General features: G+C 37.0%; 18 protein-coding genes and 1 other annotated feature. Of the genes, 14 read left to right on the top strand and 4 right to left on the bottom strand.

Features of this window, described 5'->3' with window-relative positions; genetic code table 11:
• Window positions 1-19: 19 nt before the first annotated feature.
• The 10 genes from MJG50_RS10165 to MJG50_RS10120 all read left to right on the top strand — a co-directional run bounded on the left by MJG50_RS10165 (window position 20) and on the right by MJG50_RS10120 (window position 11,804).
• Window positions 20-2,470, top strand: coding sequence for a protein kinase domain-containing protein (locus MJG50_RS10165; RefSeq protein WP_240255395.1), 2,451 nt, complete (start codon window positions 20-22; stop codon window positions 2,468-2,470).
• 3 nt (window positions 2,471-2,473) lie between these two features.
• Window positions 2,474-3,061, top strand: coding sequence for an FHA domain-containing protein (locus MJG50_RS10160; RefSeq protein ID WP_240255393.1), 588 nt, complete (start codon window positions 2,474-2,476; stop codon window positions 3,059-3,061).
• Between the two features lie 114 nt (window positions 3,062-3,175).
• Window positions 3,176-3,724, top strand: a complete 549-nt coding sequence (locus tag MJG50_RS10155; RefSeq protein WP_275695571.1) for an NUDIX hydrolase — start codon at window positions 3,176-3,178, stop codon at window positions 3,722-3,724.
• Between the two features lie 352 nt (window positions 3,725-4,076).
• Complete coding sequence (locus MJG50_RS10150) at window positions 4,077-5,726, top strand: sensor histidine kinase (RefSeq protein WP_240255390.1); 1,650 nt, start codon at window positions 4,077-4,079, stop codon at window positions 5,724-5,726.
• Window positions 5,727-5,753: 27 nt separating this feature from the next.
• A complete protein-coding gene (locus MJG50_RS10145; RefSeq protein WP_240255388.1) occupies window positions 5,754-6,455 on the top strand; it encodes a response regulator transcription factor in 702 nt (233 codons plus the stop codon).
• A gap of 103 nt (window positions 6,456-6,558) precedes the next feature.
• A complete protein-coding gene (locus MJG50_RS10140) occupies window positions 6,559-7,845 on the top strand; it encodes an ABC transporter substrate-binding protein (protein WP_240255386.1) in 1,287 nt (428 codons plus the stop codon).
• A gap of 101 nt (window positions 7,846-7,946) precedes the next feature.
• Window positions 7,947-8,639: a hypothetical protein gene (locus MJG50_RS10135; RefSeq protein ID WP_240255384.1), complete on the top strand. Its 693-nt coding sequence runs from the start codon at window positions 7,947-7,949 to the stop codon at window positions 8,637-8,639.
• Between the two features lie 14 nt (window positions 8,640-8,653).
• Window positions 8,654-9,589 (top strand): carbohydrate ABC transporter permease, encoded by a 936-nt coding sequence (locus MJG50_RS10130; protein ID WP_431307270.1) that lies wholly within the window; start codon window positions 8,654-8,656, stop codon window positions 9,587-9,589.
• Window positions 9,579-10,415: a carbohydrate ABC transporter permease gene (locus tag MJG50_RS10125; protein ID WP_240255382.1), complete on the top strand. Its 837-nt coding sequence runs from the start codon at window positions 9,579-9,581 to the stop codon at window positions 10,413-10,415. Before MJG50_RS10130 ends, MJG50_RS10125 begins: the two co-directional genes overlap by 11 nt.
• A gap of 12 nt (window positions 10,416-10,427) precedes the next feature.
• Complete coding sequence (locus tag MJG50_RS10120) at window positions 10,428-11,804, top strand: FAD-dependent oxidoreductase (protein WP_240255380.1); 1,377 nt, start codon at window positions 10,428-10,430, stop codon at window positions 11,802-11,804.
• Between the two features lie 79 nt (window positions 11,805-11,883).
• Here MJG50_RS10120 and MJG50_RS10115 read toward each other — a convergent pair whose 3' ends face one another.
• The 3 genes from MJG50_RS10115 to MJG50_RS10105 all read right to left on the bottom strand — a co-directional run bounded on the left by MJG50_RS10115 (window position 11,884) and on the right by MJG50_RS10105 (window position 14,105).
• Entirely contained in the window at window positions 11,884-12,612 is a 729-nt protein-coding gene (locus MJG50_RS10115; RefSeq protein ID WP_275695569.1) for an amino acid ABC transporter ATP-binding protein, read from the bottom strand.
• Window positions 12,609-13,253: an amino acid ABC transporter permease gene (locus MJG50_RS10110; protein ID WP_240255378.1), complete on the bottom strand. Its 645-nt coding sequence runs from the start codon at window positions 13,251-13,253 to the stop codon at window positions 12,609-12,611. The genes MJG50_RS10115 and MJG50_RS10110 overlap by 4 nt, the downstream gene beginning before the upstream one ends.
• Window positions 13,254-13,346: 93 nt before the next feature.
• Window positions 13,347-14,105, bottom strand: a complete 759-nt coding sequence (locus tag MJG50_RS10105; protein WP_240255376.1) for a transporter substrate-binding domain-containing protein — start codon at window positions 14,103-14,105, stop codon at window positions 13,347-13,349.
• A gap of 270 nt (window positions 14,106-14,375) precedes the next feature.
• On the opposite strand from MJG50_RS10105, the gene MJG50_RS10100 reads away from it, so the two are divergent.
• Entirely contained in the window at window positions 14,376-14,702 is a 327-nt protein-coding gene (locus MJG50_RS10100; protein WP_240255374.1) for an ArsR/SmtB family transcription factor, read from the top strand.
• Window positions 14,689-15,387, top strand: coding sequence for an SRPBCC domain-containing protein (locus tag MJG50_RS10095; RefSeq protein WP_240255372.1), 699 nt, complete (start codon window positions 14,689-14,691; stop codon window positions 15,385-15,387). Before MJG50_RS10100 ends, MJG50_RS10095 begins: the two co-directional genes overlap by 14 nt.
• Before the next feature lie 69 nt (window positions 15,388-15,456).
• On the opposite strand, the gene MJG50_RS22140 is transcribed toward MJG50_RS10095, so the two are convergent.
• Window positions 15,457-15,666 (bottom strand): YjcZ family sporulation protein, encoded by a 210-nt coding sequence (locus MJG50_RS22140; protein WP_275695568.1) that lies wholly within the window; start codon window positions 15,664-15,666, stop codon window positions 15,457-15,459.
• 190 nt (window positions 15,667-15,856) lie between these two features.
• Between MJG50_RS22140 and MJG50_RS10085 the strand changes: the two genes are divergently transcribed.
• Window positions 15,857-16,903 carry an NAD-dependent epimerase/dehydratase family protein gene (locus MJG50_RS10085; protein WP_240255370.1) on the top strand — a complete coding sequence of 349 codons (1,047 nt, stop codon included), beginning with the start codon at window positions 15,857-15,859 and terminating at the stop codon, window positions 16,901-16,903.
• Window positions 16,904-17,016: 113 nt separating this feature from the next.
• Window positions 17,017-17,262, top strand: a binding site (T-box leader).
• Window positions 17,263-17,332: 70 nt separating this feature from the next.
• Window positions 17,333-19,036, top strand: a complete 1,704-nt coding sequence (locus MJG50_RS10080) for a 2-isopropylmalate synthase (RefSeq protein WP_240255368.1) — start codon at window positions 17,333-17,335, stop codon at window positions 19,034-19,036.
• Window positions 19,037-19,115 lie beyond the last annotated feature (79 nt).

Here is a 19,115-nt window from a genome sequence, read left to right as displayed (position 1 = left end):
AATAAAATGAGGTGAAAAAATGGCGGATTATCAACATCTTTGTTTAGGGTGTATGGCAAAGAAAGGCACAGAATCTGTTTGTCCCCACTGTGGATGGATTGAAGGAACACCCGCGGAAGCACCCCAGCATTTGCCGCCAGGTACGATTTTGAATGAAAAATATCTCCTCGGCAGAGTACTTGGCCATGGTGGCTTCGGGATCACATATTTAGCTTATGATTTGAACCTAGATATGAAGCTTGCGCTTAAGGAGTACATGCCGAGAGATTTTGCAACAAGATCTCCTGAACAAACGATGGTTTCTGTCTTCACAGGAGGACTTGAAACCCATTTTGAAAATGGCTTGAAGAGCTTTTTAGATGAAGCAAAAACATTGGCACAATTTAACAACCATCCTGGAATCGTTGGAGTTCGTGATTTTTTTAGGGAAAACGGTACTGCATATTTAGTGATGTATTATCTTGAAGGAATCGATTTCAAACAATATTTACAATCCCAAGGTGGAAAAATCCCTTATCAAACCTCACTTATGATTATGTTGCCGGTTATGGATGCATTAAGGGAAGTCCATCGAACAGGTACATTACACCGTGATATAAGCCCTGATAATATCTATATAACGTCTGAAGGACAGGTGAAGGTGTTAGATTTCGGCTCTGCTCGTCATGCAATGAGTGAGTTTAGTAAAAGCATATCAGTTATTTTAAAACCTGGTTTTGCTCCTGAAGAACAATATCGTACAAAAGGTAAACAAGGCCCATGGACAGATGTATATGCAACGGCAGCCACTTTTTACCGTGCAATGGTAGGCCATGTTCCCCCGGAGTCCCTTGACCGCTTAGAAGAAGATACTTTGATTCCACCTTCACAATTAGGGATAGACATTCCAGCAGATGCAGAAGCAGCTTTAATGAAAGCACTATCGATTAAAGCTTCAGACCGTTATCAAACAATGGAGGAATTTCAACAGAAGTTACTAAATAATATGAATGAACATCCACAATCCACACCTGTTCCCACAGGGAACGATATGAAATACCTTGAAAAAAAGTACACCCCACTTAAAACTTCAGAAAAAAAAGCAGGTTCAAAATGGATATGGATTGGTGGAGGGGTTGTAGCTGCAATTTTCCTAACGATCGGGATTATTGGAATTACATCACTGTTTAATTCGAAGGTAGGTGATGAACCTACAAAACCTATCAAAAACCCACCAGTCGTCGAAAAAAAGCATGACCCTCCTGTAAAGGAAGTAATCAAAGAGATTACTGTTCCAAATTTAGTTAATAGTTCGATTGAGGATGCAAAATCTTTACTACAAGAAGAAGGGTTAAAGCTTGGAAATGTTACCTATGTTGACAGCCTATATATCAGGAAGGGTTTCATTACAAGCCAATCTGTAAAAGCAGAAGAAATGATAAAAGAAACGGATGAGATTAATCTCGAGGTCAGTAAAGGAATTGAACTTCCTTTAGATGAAGAATCAATAAAATCACAGCATCTTAAAGCTGTCTATGAGTATTGGGATAAAGGGTATGCGCTACATCAGCAGAAAAACTATTTAGAAGCATTAAAATCCTATTTACAAGCTAGACAAATGGCAGAAGTTATTTATGAGATGGATGGAAATTTCGATGCTCAATATTCCATGGGAGTATTGGACCGAAATGTATCACTTGTAAAAAGAATACTCGGATACCATGAATATGCCTTAGTAGACATCGAAAATAGCGTTGTTATTTTAGAAGACTTGCTTACTAAAGACCCTGTATTTCAAAAGGACTTTGCTGAATTGGCTAATTCTTATGGTGATTTGTCGTATATTCAATTTGTCAATGCTCTACCAAATGAAGCAGTAGCCTCAGCTGAAAAAGCCATTCAGTTAGATTCAAAAAAAATCATTTTCAAAGCGAATCTTGCAAATGCCTATTTATTTACGAATCAATTTGACTCAGCAGTTGCCCTATACACATTACACAAGGATGAAAAGATCAATGACACACAACTATTCAAAGACGTAATTTTAGCAGATTTTACGTATTTCAGAAAGTTAAATCTTACACATCCAGATATGGAAAAAATAGAAGAGATGTATAAAAATAATGAAACAAAAACCTATACTGACAAGGAAGAGATAGAGATCACACTCTATGCAAATGCACTAGCTTTTGAAGATGAAAATGTTGCCGGTTATTTAAGTACAATCGATCCTAACTCATCAGTATATGACACTACCGAAAAAGCCCTCAACGAATTTTTTACAGCATATGATCATATAAAACTAGTATATGAGAGTATTGAGGTTCTTGAAATTAAAGAAACTTCGGCAAAGGTTAAGGTTGTTCAGAATCTTTCTTACACCGCAGGAAGTCAAAATAAGACACAAAAAAGTACGTTAATCCATACTTTTGTTAGATCAGACGGAACGTATAAATGGCTCTTTACTTTGACGGAGGAAGTAGGAGGGTAAGTCATGAAGAGATGTTCAAATGGTCATTATTATGATGAAATAAAGCACAGCTTATGTCCACACTGTGGTGTCAATATTGATTTAAATCTTGGTGTAACAATGCCAAAACGTTCAACGATTGAGGATGATCTTTCTAAAACCCAAGCAATTTTCCCAAATGCTAGTACGGAAATAGGTAAAACTGTTGCAAAAATTCCAACTAGCCAACATGATGATGGAAAAACAATTGCAGTCATCCGTAAAGAAATTGGCATTGACCCGGTAGTCGGCTGGTTAGTTTGTGTCGAAGGTCCAGATAAAGGAAAGGACTACAAAATTCGAAGTGAACGAAACTTTATTGGCCGATCAGAGAAGATGGACATTTGTATTTCCGGGGATGAGGCGATTTCAAGGGAAAATCATGCGATTATTAGCTATAGCCCAAAGAAACGCCTCTTCCGCATTTATCCAGGTGATTCGCGTGGACTCGTCTATTTAAATGACGAAGAGGTCATCACGGCTGATGAGCTGCAAGTGTACGATGTGATTGAAATTGGTAAAACAAAATTAATATTTATCCCTTTTTGTAGTAAGCATTTTGAATGGGACTAATATTAGAAATTATATAGCACTTTGATGGTTGAATATGAAATAATAAGAGTTATGCAGCATACTAGATTCTGAATCAGGAATGCAGCTAACTCTTTTCATTTTTTTAAGGAGAGAATGATTGTGGAAAAATGGAAAACCTTAGATTCAATTTATGTATCTAAAACACCTTTCGGCAATATCAGAAGGGATACATGTCAGCTTCCTAATGGTTCGATCATTGATGATTATTATGTCAATGAATATTCTGATTGGGTTAATGCGATCGTCATTACAAAGGAAAATCAAATTGTCCTCGTAGAACAATATCGTTACGCTGGTAATGATACCTTTCTAGAAATTCCTGCAGGTAAAGTTGAGGAAAATGAATCGAATGAGGAAGGGATTATTAGGGAAGTAAGAGAAGAAACAGGGTATATCTCAATGAAAAGACCTATTTTATTAGGAGATTTCATGGTTAATCCAGCTACTCAATCAAATAAGATCATTACATATCTTATGTTAGATGCTTTTCAAGCGTATGACCAAAACTTGGACGAGACTGAAGATATTAACGTTAGACTAATTGATTTCAATTCAATGGGTGAAGCAATAAAATCAAATCAAATAAACACACAATTATTTACGGCTTATGCCTATTTTATGGCTAAAGATTTTTTAAGATAAGTTTTGGGCTCTCCGTTTGTAGAAGGCCATAGAAAACATTTTTTCTAGTTGGTATTATCTTCTTCAATCGGAGAATCTTTTAACTCCACCAACTACTTCCAAAAAGGATTTCAATCAAAAATGTAGAATGCAATACATATCACACTACATAAGGAGAAATCCAATAATCATGAAAATCAATAATACGATAAGAAGTTACTTACTCTCTCTCCCATACCGAGTTTAGTTAATACTCGTATTCTCTCTGCTTATTATACTCACTGCTACCCTTCTCGGAAGTATTACATACTATCAATTTGCAAAGTCTAGCCAGGTAAGGACTGAGGAATATCAAATCCAATTGGCTAATCAAATGAATCAAAACTTAAATCGATATATTAAGGAGATGCAAATCATTTCATTATCCCCACTGTATGACCTGGAAGTTTTGGAAATATTAAAAAGCCACCAGGCACCGAGTGAAGGTACATCGTTTCCCCCGGCGTCAGAAAGGATTAAGCTTTGGAGATATATCTCGAGTCTTATCCATATGAGAAACGAGATAAAAGGGATTCATATTCTCGCGAATGACGGGACTATTTTTAGTAATTTAGATTCAAATACAGTCATGTTAAAAGTGTTTGAGACGAATAATGATTGGGTGAAAAAAATTAAAAAAGCAGATGGAGAATGGGTATTGCTCCCTTTGCATAAACCGAATTATTACATCCAAAAGGATGTTTCTGTCTTTTCTGTAGCGAGGTTGATAAGGGATCCATCGACCTATGAGCCACTTGGAATGATTAAAATTGATTTGAAACAGGACTTAATTAATGAAATTGTAAGTAATCCAAACAGCAAAAGTCATATTTTTATTGTGGACCAGGATAACCAATTCATATACCCGAATAAAGAGGATAAAATTATTGAGCAATCCTTTCTTTCAGAGTTAGAAACAATTAAAGTTAGAAACTATACAAATATCCCGATTAATGGCACCGATTACATGATGGTCTATAATCAATCATCCTATTCAGGTGTAAAAACAATTATGTTGACACCACATTCAACTATCTTTAGCGAAGTTAATAATGTAAAAAAACTTATTATCCTTGTTATTTTTCTTGGAATGCTAGTTTCCTTACTTCTTGGTCTTATTCTCTCAAAGCCACTTGTAAGCTCAATCCATCGCTTACGAGATGCGATGGATAATGTGAAAAAGGGCAACCTTGCACAAAGGGTTATCATTTCCTCAAATGATGAAATCGGACAGCTGGGAACAGGCTTTAATCATATGATTAATGAAATTGACCGTCTTGTTTCAGAGGTGTATAAAACAGGTTTACGAGAAAAGGATGCCGAAATCAGGGCCCTTCAAAGTCAAATGAACCCGCATTTTTTATACAATACTTTGGAATCAATCAATATGCTAGCGATTACAAATGGAAACCTTGACGTCTCTGATATGGTTTCATCACTTGGGCGGTTATTACGATATACAATTGATAACTCTTCCAAGGTAGTAACATTAGATGAGGAATTGGCATTTATTCATTCATATCTCGCAATTCAAAAGGTAAGAATGGGAGAAGAGCTCCAGTACCGGGAAGAAATTGAGGAAGGCTCACAACATGTATTACTACCCAAGCTAGTTCTTCAGCCGCTTGTAGAGAATGCGATTATTCATGGAATTTTTAAACAAGGCGGACATATTTCGATTAAGGTATATACTGAAAATCAGTTATTAAAAATCGAAATTACTGATAATGGACAAGGTGTGACACTGGAACAATTAACAAAGCTTAAAACGCTCATTGAAACACAACAAAGCTCTTCAACGGAAAAACATAACGGTATTGCATTATCAAATGTACATGGACGGATACAACTTTTATACGGAAACCAATATGGAATAAAAATTAAAGGACAAGAACAAAAAGGCTTTTCTGTATCACTGACATTGCCAATTCGGTATAGAACAGACGAAGCAGATTTACAGATTTTTACTTCGATAACACCATGAAGCACAAGAAAATGGAGGGCGGAAAAATTGAAGGAGATATTAGTTGTTGAAGATGAAGGCATTATTAGACAAGGTCTTAAGGTTTTATTAGAGCAAGTAATTGGTGGATTTCAGGTGGTCGAAGCCAAAAGTGGTGAAGAGGGAATCTCAATGGTTCACCAGCACATGCCACATTTAATTATCACTGATATTCGAATGGGGAGCATGGATGGACTTACATTTACATCAAAGGTTAGACAGGTTTCTGAAGAGGTTCCTATCATTATTTTAAGTGGGCATAGTGACTTTGAATACGCGAGAACAGCTTTGCGATATGGGATTACCGATTATCTTTTAAAACCAATTAATCGAATTGAGCTATCGGAGACGATTTCTAGGATTTTTAAGGAACCAACAATTGAAATGACTGAAACCTCGAAGCAATTTCAAAGAATTCTACAGTACATTGACGATCACCTCAGTCATGAAATTACGTTAAAGCATATTGCCGAATACGTCTATCTAAACCCGCAGTATGTTGGACATTTATTTAAATCTGAGCTTGATCAGACGTTTACAGAATATATCACCGAAGTACGTCTCAAGCGCGCAAAAAAATTATTAAAGGATACTACTTTAAAAGTTTATGAGGTTGCCAGGCTATCGGGCTATAAAAGTCCAAAACACTTTATGACCATCTTTAAGCAGGAGATAGGAATGACACCTGTACAATTCCGTAAATTATCTTAACATTCTTAATATATATGATTAACGAACCATATCTCGTTTTGAGAGGATATTTTTAACTAGGCTTTTTCATTAGAATAAAAAACAAAGGGAGGGATTACAAACAATGAAAAAGCTTGGAATTATTTTTTTAGCCATCCTATTGATAGCGTTTTCAGCAGCGTGTAGCAGCAAGGATGCTGATTCGGGATCAAAGGATAAAGGCTCAACGGACAAAGATAAAAAGGTTGAGTTGACCTTCATGATGTGGGGAAGTGAGGCACACCAAGAAGTGTACAACAAGTTAATTGCAAAGTTTAATGAAAAGCATCCAAACATTAAAGTGAAAATGGAAAGCGTTCCATTTCCAGATTATCAGCAAAAAATTACAGTTTTAGCTGCTGGTAGAGAGTTGCCTGATGTTGGATGGGTTGCAGAGCGTATGGTGCCTCAATTTATGGACAATGACTTGTTAGATGATGTTACTTCTTTTAAAGATGACGCAGAGTATAACATGGATGACTTTTTCCCGTCTACCTTAGAATTGTTTGAGAAGGATGATAAATTATTAGGAATTCCGTTCTCAACTCCTCCAATGGTAATGTTTTATAACAAAGACCTGTTTGTAAAAGCTGGGGAGAAGACACCAAATGAACATGTAGCAGCAGGAACTTGGAATTGGGAGCAATTTGAAAAATCAGCAAAAGCCATCTCTTCAGATGGAGTCTATGGTGCCAACTTCTTCCGTGACTGGAATACGTGGATTGCATTGTTATCACATACTTGGGGCTACGGTGGGGATTTATTTAATAAGGATCAAACCGAGTTTACTTGGAATAGCCCTGAAGGTGTAGAATCCTTAAAAATGCTTGATCGCATGATGTTCAAAGATTCATCACATCCAAAAGCGGGTGAACAAGTAAGCTTTGAATCTGGAAAAATTGGAATGTTCTTTGATGTATACAGTTATGTATCTGCTGCACGTAATGTACAAGATTTTGAATGGGATATTGCTCCTCTTCCAGAGGGCCCTGAAGGTAGATATCCGATGCTAGGTCAAGCGGGCTATGGATTATTCAAAGGATCTAAGCACCCAGAGGAAGCAAAGGAACTTCTAAAATTCTTTACAAGTCAAGAAGGCATTACAGCAACGTCTACTTTCTTCGTACCTCCACGTGAGTCGGTACTAAGCTCAGATGAATTTGTTAATCAACCAAACAATCCGCCGGTTGAGAGCATTCAAAGAGCAGTAATAGATGAAATGGATAATGCCAGACTTCAAGCTGGGCATAAAAATTGGCAAAAAATTGACAACGCAATTCAATTTGGCTTTGATGAATTATTTGGACAATTGAAGAAACCAGAGGAAATTTTAAAAGGGATGGAAGAGAAAATAGATCCATTGATGAAATAAAGAATAGGGTAGCGGTTAACCTGAAACAGGCTTAACCGCTTACCTTTTGAAAAAAACTAGGGGCAAATTCGCCAAGGCGCATTTGATTAGGGGTGAATCATGTGACCGCATCATTAAAACAAAATCTACTAGAAAATAAGCTGACATTAATTGTGAGTTTACCAGAAAATCGACTAGACTTAGCAAAGGCAGCAATTCATGCGGGAGTCGATGCTGTCAAATTGCATGTAAATGTCGAACATCGAGCATCCGGAAATCGTTTTGCTTCGGTTGAGTCCTATGAAGAGGTCTTTTGCAAGATTAGGGATGAATTTTCTGGACCACTTGGTATTGTTCCAAGTGGCTCATTTGAAGATATAAAAGAAACTGAAATGGAACAACTGCTCAAAATCGGCTTCAATTTTTACTCTATTTATGCTCATCATAAGCCGAGCTGGATGCTAGCACTTGACGGGATTGAGAAGACATTTGCAATTACGAGTGAGTATGACAAAGGTCAATTAGGAAATGTAAAGCATTTAGGTGTTTCAGCACTTGAAGCGTCAATTATTCCAGGTGAAGAATACGGAATGCCGTTGACGTTTAAGGACGTACTTGCTTATAACTCCCTCGTCCAAAATGTCGATGTTCCAGTTCTTGTTCCATCCCAAAGAAAGCTAGTAGCTACTGATATTCCCTTACTTCATAAGGCAGGAGTTAAGGCAGTTATGCTCGGGGCAATTGTCATCGGGAAAAGTGAAGCAAGTATCGTTAAAACCATTTCATCATTTAGAAATGCAATTGACACATTGTAGAGGAGGTAGGAGTGTTGGAAACAAACATACAAACAATGAAGAGCCTACCGAAAAAAGGTGTCAAAAGGCGACGAAGGTTTTTAGGGAGCGAATCATTTTACGGATATTTATTTGTTAGTCCAATGGTACTTGGCTTCCTCTTAGTCATGTTATTCCCTTTAGTCTATTCCCTTTATATTAGTTTTACAGATTGGCAGCTTCTTGGGGATCCTAATTTTATTGGGGTGGAAAACTATGAGCGGTTAGTCAATGATCCTGACTTCTGGGTTGTATTAAAAAATACGCTTCTTTTCACAGCTGGACTTGTTCCAATTAATATTGTATTGGCCTTATTATTAGCTCTTCTACTACAGCGTAATCTTCCAGGAATCGGCCTCTTTAGAACGGCAATTTTTATACCGGTCATGACTTCGATTGTCGTTTGGTCAATTATTTGGAAGTATATGTTTGGTACAGAGGAAGGTTTTATTAACCAAATTCTGGCCGTTTTTGGAATTGATGGCCCTGCTTGGTTATATGATCCAAATTTAGCAATGGGAGCCGTTGTCGTTGTTAGCGCTTTGAAAAATGTCGGCCTAAATATGGTTTTATTCTTGGCGGCATTACAGCAGGTTGATAAAAACTTATATGAAGCTTCATATTTAGATGGGGCGAATAAAGGAAAGCAATTCTGGCATGTTACATTACCAATGATTACACCTACGGTCTTTTTAACGTTAATTTTAACGGTCATTGGGTCAATGAAGGTATTCGGTCAAATCTATGTGATGACCAATGGAGGACCAGGCAATCATACTAAGGTATTAGTCTACTATATATGGGAAAATGCTTTTAGACTGTTTGACTTTGGTTATGCGTCAGCGATTGCACTCGTATTATTTATAATCATTTTATTCTTTACACTCATCCAATGGGTTGCAAGAAAGAGGTGGGTATTCCATGAAGAATAAACAGAAAAACGGTCTTTTTACTAAAATAGCATTTTATGGAGTATTAACGATCATATCACTTATCATGATTGTCCCATTTCTATGGATGATCAATACGTCATTTAAGGATTCAACGAAAATATTTGTTTTTCAGTTAATCCCAGAACCATTTAAGTGGGAAAACTATTTGCAGGTGCTGGAATCGACTCCATTTCATCTATTCTATTTTAATAGTTTGTACATTGGAATCTTGGTCACGATCGGCACAATTTTCTTCGGTTCATTAGCAGGATATGCTTTTGCAAAGTTGAAATTTAAGGGGAGTTCATTTCTCTTTTTGTGTCTGTTAAGTACGATGATGATACCTGTTGAGGTAATTACCATTCCCCTTTTCTTATTTATGAGAGATTTGGGATTGATTAATACGCATGTTCCATTAATTGCAATTCCAATTCTAGGACCAGCTGGAGTATTCGGAGTTTTTGTCATGCGACAATTCTTCCTTTTAGTACCAAAAGAACTTGAAGAGGCAGCAAAATTGGATGGTTGCTCTTATTTCCGTATATATTGGAACATCATGCTACCATTAGCAAAACCAGCGATTGCAACGCTGACAATTTTTACATTTTTGACAAGCTGGAATGAGTTTTATGAACCACTCATTTACATTAACACCAAGGAATTGATGACATTGCCTTTGGCATTAGCATTATTTACAGATGAGGTTGGGACAAAATGGGAGCTTCTCATGAGTGCATCCGTTATGGCAACATTACCATTGTTAATCGTCTTTTTCTTTGCTCAAAAGCAATTTATTGAAGGCGTTGCAATGACTGGTGGAAAGTAATATTAGTAAGGAATGAGCACGCTAAAATTAAAAAAGGATGTGTCTATTTTGAAGAGAGAACTAGATTTTGATGTTGTGGTCGTAGGAGGAGGGCCTGCAGGCATCAATGCAGCGATTGCTTCAGGTAGAGCAGGGGCAAAAACACTACTAATTGAAAGGTACGGTTTTTTAGGAGGAATGTCCACGGTAGCACTTGTCTATCCTTGGATGACCTTTCATACGGAGTCCGGTAAGCAAGTGATTAAAGGAATCGCACAAGAGATTGTTGAGCGATTAATGGAAAGAGACGGTTCACCAGGGCATTTGCGTGATACGGTTGGCTTTACGAATACACTTACCCCGTATCATCCTGAAAAATATAAGCTATTGGCTTTAGAAATGCTGGAAGAGGCCGGTGTAGAGGTTCTTGTTCATAGTTTTGTAGATAGGGTTGAGGTTGAAGGAAATATGATTACCTCTATTAATCTAACAACAAAGTCAGGTCCAATTAACGTGTCTGCAAAGCGGTTTGTCGACACGACAGGGGATGCCGATATCGCCTATTTATCAGGAGCGCCTTGCTTAAAGGGGCGCGATAGTGATCATAAAACACAGCCGATGACAATGAAGTTCCGGATGAGAGGTGTAGACCTTTCAAAGGTAAAAGAAGAAATGAAAGCCAATCCAAGTAATTTTTATAAAAAAACACCGATTGATGAATTAGATGAATTACCGTTAACAGGTGTTCAAGGTTTTTATAAGGAATGGAATGAATCAGGTGTACCAATTAACCGTGACCAGGTTCTCTTTTTTGCAGGTCCTGAAACAGATGAGGTGCTAGTCAATTGTACACGTGTGCAGGGATTAGATGGAACAGATGTGTTTGATTTATCTGAAGGGGAAAAAGAAGGCAGAAAGCAAGTCATGATGATGGCGGAATTTTTACAAAAGAAAATTCCAGGGTTTGAACAGGCGACCATATCTGCCGTAGGAACACAAATTGGTATCCGTGAAACAAGGCGAATTGATGGGCAATATGCGCTTACCATTGAGGATGTTGTTGCCGGTAAAAAGTTTGAGGATACCATTGCACTTAGTGGCTACCCAATTGACATACATGACCCAACTGGTAAAGGCGTTCAGGCAAACGACATTGAAGGAGATGGAAGCTACGGTATTCCATATAGAAGCCTTGTGCCTAAACAAATTGAAAATTTATTAGTGGCTGGGAGATGTATCTCAACTACACACGAGGCACTGGCTACAACAAGACTAACTCCTAGCGCAATGGCAACAGGACAAGCAGCTGGAACCGCCGCAGCACTTTCAATTACAAACAATGTAGCACCAAAAGACATCGACATCAATAAATTAAAAGCCATTTTAATAGAAAATGGGGTAGTCTTGTAGGATTAGTACTTTTTTATCCTAATAGACTGAACTACTAGTCAATGTAGTGAGTCTATTAGGATAATTTATTACATTAAAATTAGAGGATCTTACCAAGGAATGCTTTTGTACGTTCACTTTGCGGATTTTGAAAAAGCTCAGTTGGTGTATTTTCCTCGACGATATAGCCTTCATCCATGAAAATTACACGATCACCTACTTCGCGAGCAAAACCCATTTCATGTGTTACAACAACCATCGTCATTCCTTCCAGTGCTAGTTGTTTCATTACTCCAAGAACCTCTCCTACAGTTTCCGGATCAAGAGCGGAAGTAGGTTCGTCGAATAACATGACCTTAGGTTTCATCGCCAATGCTCGTGCAATTGCAACACGTTGCTTTTGACCACCTGACAATGAGTTGGGATATTTTTTTGCCTTATCACGAAGACCAACTTTATCCAATAGAGCATAGGCGTCTTCCTGTGCCTCCTGGCGTGTTTTATTTAATACTTTTAACGGTGCAAATGTTATATTATCAAGTACAGTCATATGAGCAAAGAGGTTAAACTGCTGGAACACCATCCCAACCTCTTTGCGAACATCGTTCACATTCACTTGTTTATCTGAAATATCATAGCCTGTTATAACGATTGAACCAGCGGATAACTCTTCTAATTTATTTAAACATCGTAAAAATGTACTTTTACCAGAACCAGATGGACCAATTACACATACTACTTCTTTTTCATTTATCTCAACATTTATATCCTTTAATACTTCAAGTGATCCGAATGATTTTTTCAGATTGCTTACTGTTATGATACTCAATGTAATTCGTATCTCCTTTCAATATAATTTGATAGAAGGGTAAGTAAATAGATTAAGAGAAAATACATAACTCCCGCAGTCAGCCAAAGCGGAAATACTGCATAGGTCTTAGCAATTGCTACCTCAGTCCGCTGCGTTAAGTCAGCAATTCCAATTACGGAAAGTAGGGAAGTATCCTTCAAGCTTATGATTGCCTGATTTGAAAAAGTAGGAAGCATTCGACGCAATGCCTGTGGGAGGATAATGTAACGCATTGTTTTTCCACTCGTAACACCTAGTGATCTTGCAGCCTCAGTTTGTCCTTTATCAATAGACTCAATCCCAGCGCGTATTATTTCTGCCATATAAGCACCAGCATTAATACTTATTGTAATGATTCCTGCAGTTGTAGGCTCCATAGAAATCCAACTGAATGACGTTAAACCAAAATAAATGAAATATAATTGAACAATAAGAGGAGTACCCCTAATCGCATTGATAAAGATCTTAGCAATCCAAACCAATGGTTTAATAGGGGATAGACGAAATATCGCGATGACTAATCCCAAAATGAACCCAAAGAATAAGGAAGCTATCGTAATTATTAAAGTCAGTTTTAAGCCCTGAAGTAAAAAGGGCATTGCTTCTGTAATTGTCGACAAGACGATCATCTCCTTTTATGTCAACATTTATTTTTGGATACAAAATCAGCGTGCTACAATAGATAGCACGCAGCTAATAACGTAATATGAATGTTATTCTCCTAAATACTTATTTACGATTTCATCGTATTTGCCATTATCACGTAAGTTATTCAAGCCCTCGTTAATCTTTTTTAGCAAATCTGCATTTTTGCCTTTTTCAACTGCGATTCCATAAAAATCACCATTCAATCTATCACCTACAATTTTGAGTTTTAGATTTGTATTTTGAGAGATCGCATACGCAATTACTGGATAATCCTCAATTAGCACATCTGCATTTCCATTCGATACTTCCTGAAACATGGCCGGACTGTCGTCAAATAGTCTTACTTCTGTACCATGTTCTTCAGCCAACTCTGCTGCCATATCTGCTCCTGTTGTTCCTTTTTTCACAGCAATCATTTTCCCTTTTAAATCTTCTGGACCTGTAATCTCACTATTGTCTTTATTTACTACCAAAGACAAACCTGCTTCAAAATAGGGCTCAGAGAAGTCGACTTCCTTTTTTCTAGCATCCGTAATACTCATCCCGGCAATCGCCACATCTAATTGACCAGCAGTAAGTGCTGGAATAATTCCTTTAAAATCCATAGGCTTAAACTCAATTTCAAAATCCTGATCTTCTGCAATTGCTTTAATTAATTCAATATCAATACCAACATAATCTCCACCGTCCTCAAACTCAAATGGAGGATATGTCGTATCAATTCCTACTTTAACCTTTTTTTCAGCTCCGCCACTGCTTGACCCACAAGCCACTAAAGAGAGGAGGAACAAACAACTAATTAATAGGAAAAATGTTTTTTTCAACAGAAAGACCCACCTTTTTAAATTATTTTGTAGAAAATATAAGGTTGTTCTCTAATTTCATGTGTATGCAATGAATCAAATGGTAGAACATTATTCACAGATTTCAGTCACCCACATAATCCAGGAAAAAGTTTATCAATACTTTCGAATTTCTTCATAAAAGGAACCTATATTAGATTTGAATTTTTCTGAAAAGTCTTGACGTAGTTTATTACTTATGTAAATATTATATATAACCAATTGGTTATATGAAGATGTGGGGGAATGATAATGCCAGATATTTATCGAGCATTAGGCGATCCAACGCGGCGGCGCATTTTAAGCATGCTTAAACAAGAAAATAAAACTCAAAAGGAGATAGTCGAGGTATTTAATATCTCTCAACCAGCAATTAAGAAGCATCTGACTATTCTTTTGGAGGAAGGAATTATTTCAGAGAGTTTAAGTGGGAAATATCGTATTTATTCTTTAAATCATAATTCCCTCCAAACAGCCTACCAGGATATGCTTCATTACATAGGAGAACTACTTGATGATCAGCTCGTAAGTCTAATAAATTATGTAGAAAAAGGAGAGTTTCGAGATGAACAAGATTAAGGATTCCGTAAAAAGAGAAACAGTTGTTAATGCACCTATAGAGCATGTATGGGATGCACTCACTAAGCCTGAGCATTTAAATCGTTGGTATACAAAAGAAACTGAGATTGATTTTCGCGTAGGTGGAAGAGGTTATATGAATCATGGGTGGGGGGCAACAACTGAAGGTGTATTTATAGAAATTGATATAATGAAACGCTTTGTACTTCAAAGCCTTGATGGAGATTTTACGACCATTACGACATTAGAAAAAGTAGATAATGGTATTCGGGTGAGTATTGAATATCAATCTTCATTTATTAGTGATATGAATCAAGCTACAAAGGAAAATATGCTGTTTGGTACAGGACAATTTTTAGAGAATCTGAAAAGTGTCTATGAAACTGGTACAGATATTCGTATGAAGTTGTGGAAAACATGGATTGGCATTACACATTCAACAAATGAAGGGGAATTAGGTACAAGAGTTTTACAGGTAAAAGAAGACTCATCAGCTGCAACTGCGGGAATTATATCTGAAGATATTATTTTGGAAATTGATGGAGAAGAAATTGTCGGCTATGATTCCTTTGAAAAAACATTGAATAAAAAGGTGGTCAATCGGATGATTACTTTAACCATTTGCAGAAATAGCGAAAAATTACAGGTAAATTGCCTTGTAGACGCTTACCCTGTACCTTATTAAATGTGGATTTGAACTACTTTGGCCAAAAGTGGAATGGAGCAATGTCAATTCATGCATTGCTCCTATTTACTAACATTTCGGAAAGTAGCATGCACCAACAATGATTAATAGGATAAACAAAACAACTATTAATACAAAAGAATCGTTACAAGGTTCTGGACAAGCATATCCATAACTAGGAACTGCATATTCATATGCAGGGGCATGATAAGTTGGTTGTGGTGGTACATTAGCACCCCATACTGATGCCGCATTTACGTTATTTACATTAACCTCCATGTTCTTACCTCCTTTCTTAATAGTGTAAATTCACTACATTATACTCACCTAGTTTCAAATTGCCCCATACTACTAGTAAAATGGGTAATTGTCACGAATGCTTAAAATTAAAAATAACTTTATAAGATGGATAATTCTTGGTTTTATCGAATATATTTGTACATGCAATTTAAATGAATGGAGGAAATGTATGAAAGTTCTTTTACTCGGAGGCACTCGTTTTTTAGGAAGAGCAATGGTGGAAGAGGGTTTGAAAAGAGGCCATGAAATTACGATATTCAACCGCGGGAACAATAAAGAGTTATTTTCCGAAGTGGAACAACTCGTCGGGGATAGGAACGGGGATGTATCGCAACTAGAAAACCGAAATTGGGATGTCGTCATAGACACATGCGGTTTCGCTCCACACCAAATTAATAAGATTGCTACATTGCTAGGAGATCGTATCGAACATTATACATATATTTCAAGTATCTCTGTTTATAAAGATTGGATTCCACTAGATATTTCCGAAGACTATCATTTACAGGTCGAGCCGTCGGAGGACCAACTGAAAGCTGTTGAGGAAGGGAGAATTTCTCCTTATGAGCATTATGGCGCTTTGAAATCACTATGTGAAGCAGAAGCAGAGAAATATTGGCCAGGACGAGTATTGAATATCAGGGCAGGTCTACTCATAGGACACTTCGACTATACGGATCGGCTTTCTTATTGGGTTCAACGTGTTGCGGAAGGTGGAAACACAATGGTGCCTGGACGTCCTAACCGCCCAATTCAACTGATTGATGTAAGAGATTTAGCAAAATGGGGATACGATATGGCTGAAAAAAGAAGTACTGGAACGTTCAATGTTACTGGCCCGAATTATGAATTGACGATGGAAGAGTTATTAAACACATGTAAAGCTGTTACACATAGTGATACCGAATTTGTCTGGATAGATGAACAATTTGCATTGGAACATCAAATACAGCCTTGGACGGAAATGCCGTTTTGGATCCCTGAGCATTTTCCATTAGAAGGAGAAACTGAACCGTGGAAAGGGTCAGGCTCAGTTAGTATAAAAAAAGCCTTAGATGCCGGGCTTTCCTTCATCCCCCTTGAAAATTCAATTTATGATGTGTATCAATGGGAGAAAACGAGACAAAAATCAGAACAAAAAACCGGGATATCGCGTGAAAAAGAAAAAGAAATGCTTAATGCCTGGTACAAAAAAGAGAAAAACAGGACATTGTAACAGTTTGATTATCCCACGATTACTAGATCTGAATTCGAATTAATCATTATTTTCGGTTAATTTATGATTGACAACTCGAGTTCATCGAGATATTATCGTATGTAATTAAATCAAATTAAGCAAAGATTGGAAATAGTAAAAGGATTGATAAACTTGTCAGAGAGCCGATGGTTGGTGAGAATCGGTAGTTATAGCCTTCGAACTCATCCATGAGCTACTCCCTGAACATAGTCAGTAGGGGATGTCGGTATTCTACCGTTATAAAGATAGGTGGTGTTGGCCACCGAACGTGAGTGGATTAATTTGATTTAAAAATTAATCAATTAGAGTGGTACCGCGAGCAATGCCTCGTCTCTATATATTTTTAGAGACGGGGCTATTTTATTTTTTAATAAATTTATCAGAGTAAATGAAAAGGTGGGAGTCAGAATGAAAAACATTGAAAAGTATTCTAGAGGTTACTTTATGCCCCCAATGAAAAGCATGAAATGGACTGAAAAGGAGTATATTGCCGAAGCACCCACATGGTGTAGTGTGGATCTTCGAGATGGAAATCAGGCTTTAGTCGTACCTATGAATTTGGAGGAAAAGGTAGAATATTTTCAATTGCTTTTGCAGGTGGGTTTTAAGGAAATAGAGGTAGGATTTCCTGCTGCATCAGAAACAGAATACGCCTTTTTACGAATATTAATTGAAGAAAATTTAATTCCAGATGATGTGACAATACAGGTTTTAACACAGTCGAGAGAACATATTATCAAAAAGACATTTGAAGCGCTACAGGGAGCGAATAAAGCAGTAGTACATTTGTATAATTCCACATCTGTGGCACAGCGAGAGCAAGTATTTAGAAAATCTAAAGAAGAAATTATAGATATTGCAGTAACTGGTGCAAAAATGCTTAAGAAATATGCTAATGAAACCGAAGGGAATTTCCAATTTCAATACTCGCCAGAAAGCTTCACAGGTACAGAAGTGGAGTTTGCACTTGATATTTGCAACAGTGTACTTGATATTTGGGAGCCGACAGCAGATAAAAAGGTCATTATCAATCTACCAGCTACGGTTTCAATGTCCATGCCTCACGTTTATGCAAGTCAAATAGAGTATATGAGTGACAATCTCAATTATCGAGATAATGTCATACTTTCCCTTCATCCACACAATGACAGAGGAACGGGGGTAGCAGATGCTGAGCTAGGAATGCTTGCAGGTGCGAAAAGAGTTGAAGGTACATTGTTTGGAAATGGAGAAAGAACTGGGAACGTGGACATCGTAACGCTTGCATTAAATATGTTTTCACACGGGGTAGATCCAAAATTGAACTTTGAAGATCTCCCTACCATTATATCCAAATATGAAAAATTAACAAAAATGAATGTCCACGAAAGACAACCGTACGGTGGTGAACTTGTTTTCACAGCATTTTCGGGCTCACATCAAGATGCCATTGCCAAAGGTATGAAATGGAGAGAGGAAGAAGAACGTCAATATTGGAATGTTCCTTATCTATTAATTGATCCGATGGATATTGGAAGAACATATGAAGGAGATATTATCCGAATAAATAGCCAATCTGGCAAGGGAGGAATTGGTTATATCCTTCAGCAAAAGTATGGAATAGATTTACCTACTGAAATGCGTGAGAGCTTTGGATATAGCGTGAAAAATGTTTCAGATCATCAACAAAAGGAACTTATGCCAAATGAAATCTATGACATTTTCATCAATGAATATGTTAACATTAGCACTCCGGTCAAATTTATCCGTTACAAATCCACTCATAATAGTCAATACGAAACTATTGTATCAATACGGATAAATAATGAAGAACATGAAATTTCTGGTGTAGGAAACGGAAGACTAGATGCGATCAGCAACGCTATTCAAGCACAACTGGATATTAACTATACAGATTTAGTCTATAAGCAACATGCACTGGAAATAGGTTCACGTTCAAATGCTATATCGTATGTAGGAATTACTGGGCAAAATGGTACTGTATATTGGGGCTGTGGAATTGACACTGATATTATGAATTCCTCTGTAAAAGCTCTGTTTAGTGCAGTGAACAACATGATATCTAACTTAAAACTTCTTGTTGAAAAGGAATATATCCATTCAAAAAAATAGAGTCATTAATAGAGGTCTTAATTCTAACAATTCTACTTCTTATACTTTTTCTATTTGACTATCAAACTATTATAATAGA

The sequence above is a fragment of the Fredinandcohnia quinoae genome, from assembly GCF_022427965.1.
GTDB classification, from domain to species: Bacteria; Bacillota; Bacilli; order Bacillales; family Bacillaceae_L; genus Ferdinandcohnia; species Ferdinandcohnia quinoae.
This window is presented reverse-complemented; position numbering and strand designations above follow the sequence as displayed.

Excerpts from the sequence above, each read along its gene's own strand:
- MJG50_RS10100 (WP_240255374.1), top strand. The coding sequence starts at position 14,376 with ATGCCAGATATTTATCGAGCATTAGGCGATCCAACGCGGCGGCGCATT.
- MJG50_RS22140 (WP_275695568.1), bottom strand. The coding sequence starts at position 15,666 with ATGGAGGTTAATGTAAATAACGTAAATGCGGCATCAGTATGGGGTGCT.
- MJG50_RS10150 (WP_240255390.1), top strand. The coding sequence starts at position 4,077 with ATGAATCAAAACTTAAATCGATATATTAAGGAGATGCAAATCATTTCA.
- MJG50_RS10095 (WP_240255372.1), top strand. The coding sequence starts at position 14,689 with ATGAACAAGATTAAGGATTCCGTAAAAAGAGAAACAGTTGTTAATGCA.
- MJG50_RS10080 (WP_240255368.1), top strand. The coding sequence starts at position 17,333 with ATGAAAAACATTGAAAAGTATTCTAGAGGTTACTTTATGCCCCCAATG.
- MJG50_RS10140 (WP_240255386.1), top strand. The coding sequence starts at position 6,559 with ATGAAAAAGCTTGGAATTATTTTTTTAGCCATCCTATTGATAGCGTTT.
- MJG50_RS10125 (WP_240255382.1), top strand. The coding sequence starts at position 9,579 with ATGAAGAATAAACAGAAAAACGGTCTTTTTACTAAAATAGCATTTTAT.
- MJG50_RS10160 (WP_240255393.1), top strand. The coding sequence starts at position 2,474 with ATGAAGAGATGTTCAAATGGTCATTATTATGATGAAATAAAGCACAGC.
- MJG50_RS10165 (WP_240255395.1), top strand. The coding sequence starts at position 20 with ATGGCGGATTATCAACATCTTTGTTTAGGGTGTATGGCAAAGAAAGGC.
- MJG50_RS10120 (WP_240255380.1), top strand. The coding sequence starts at position 10,428 with ATGAGCACGCTAAAATTAAAAAAGGATGTGTCTATTTTGAAGAGAGAA.
- MJG50_RS10155 (WP_275695571.1), top strand. The coding sequence starts at position 3,176 with ATGATTGTGGAAAAATGGAAAACCTTAGATTCAATTTATGTATCTAAA.
- MJG50_RS10085 (WP_240255370.1), top strand. The coding sequence starts at position 15,857 with ATGAAAGTTCTTTTACTCGGAGGCACTCGTTTTTTAGGAAGAGCAATG.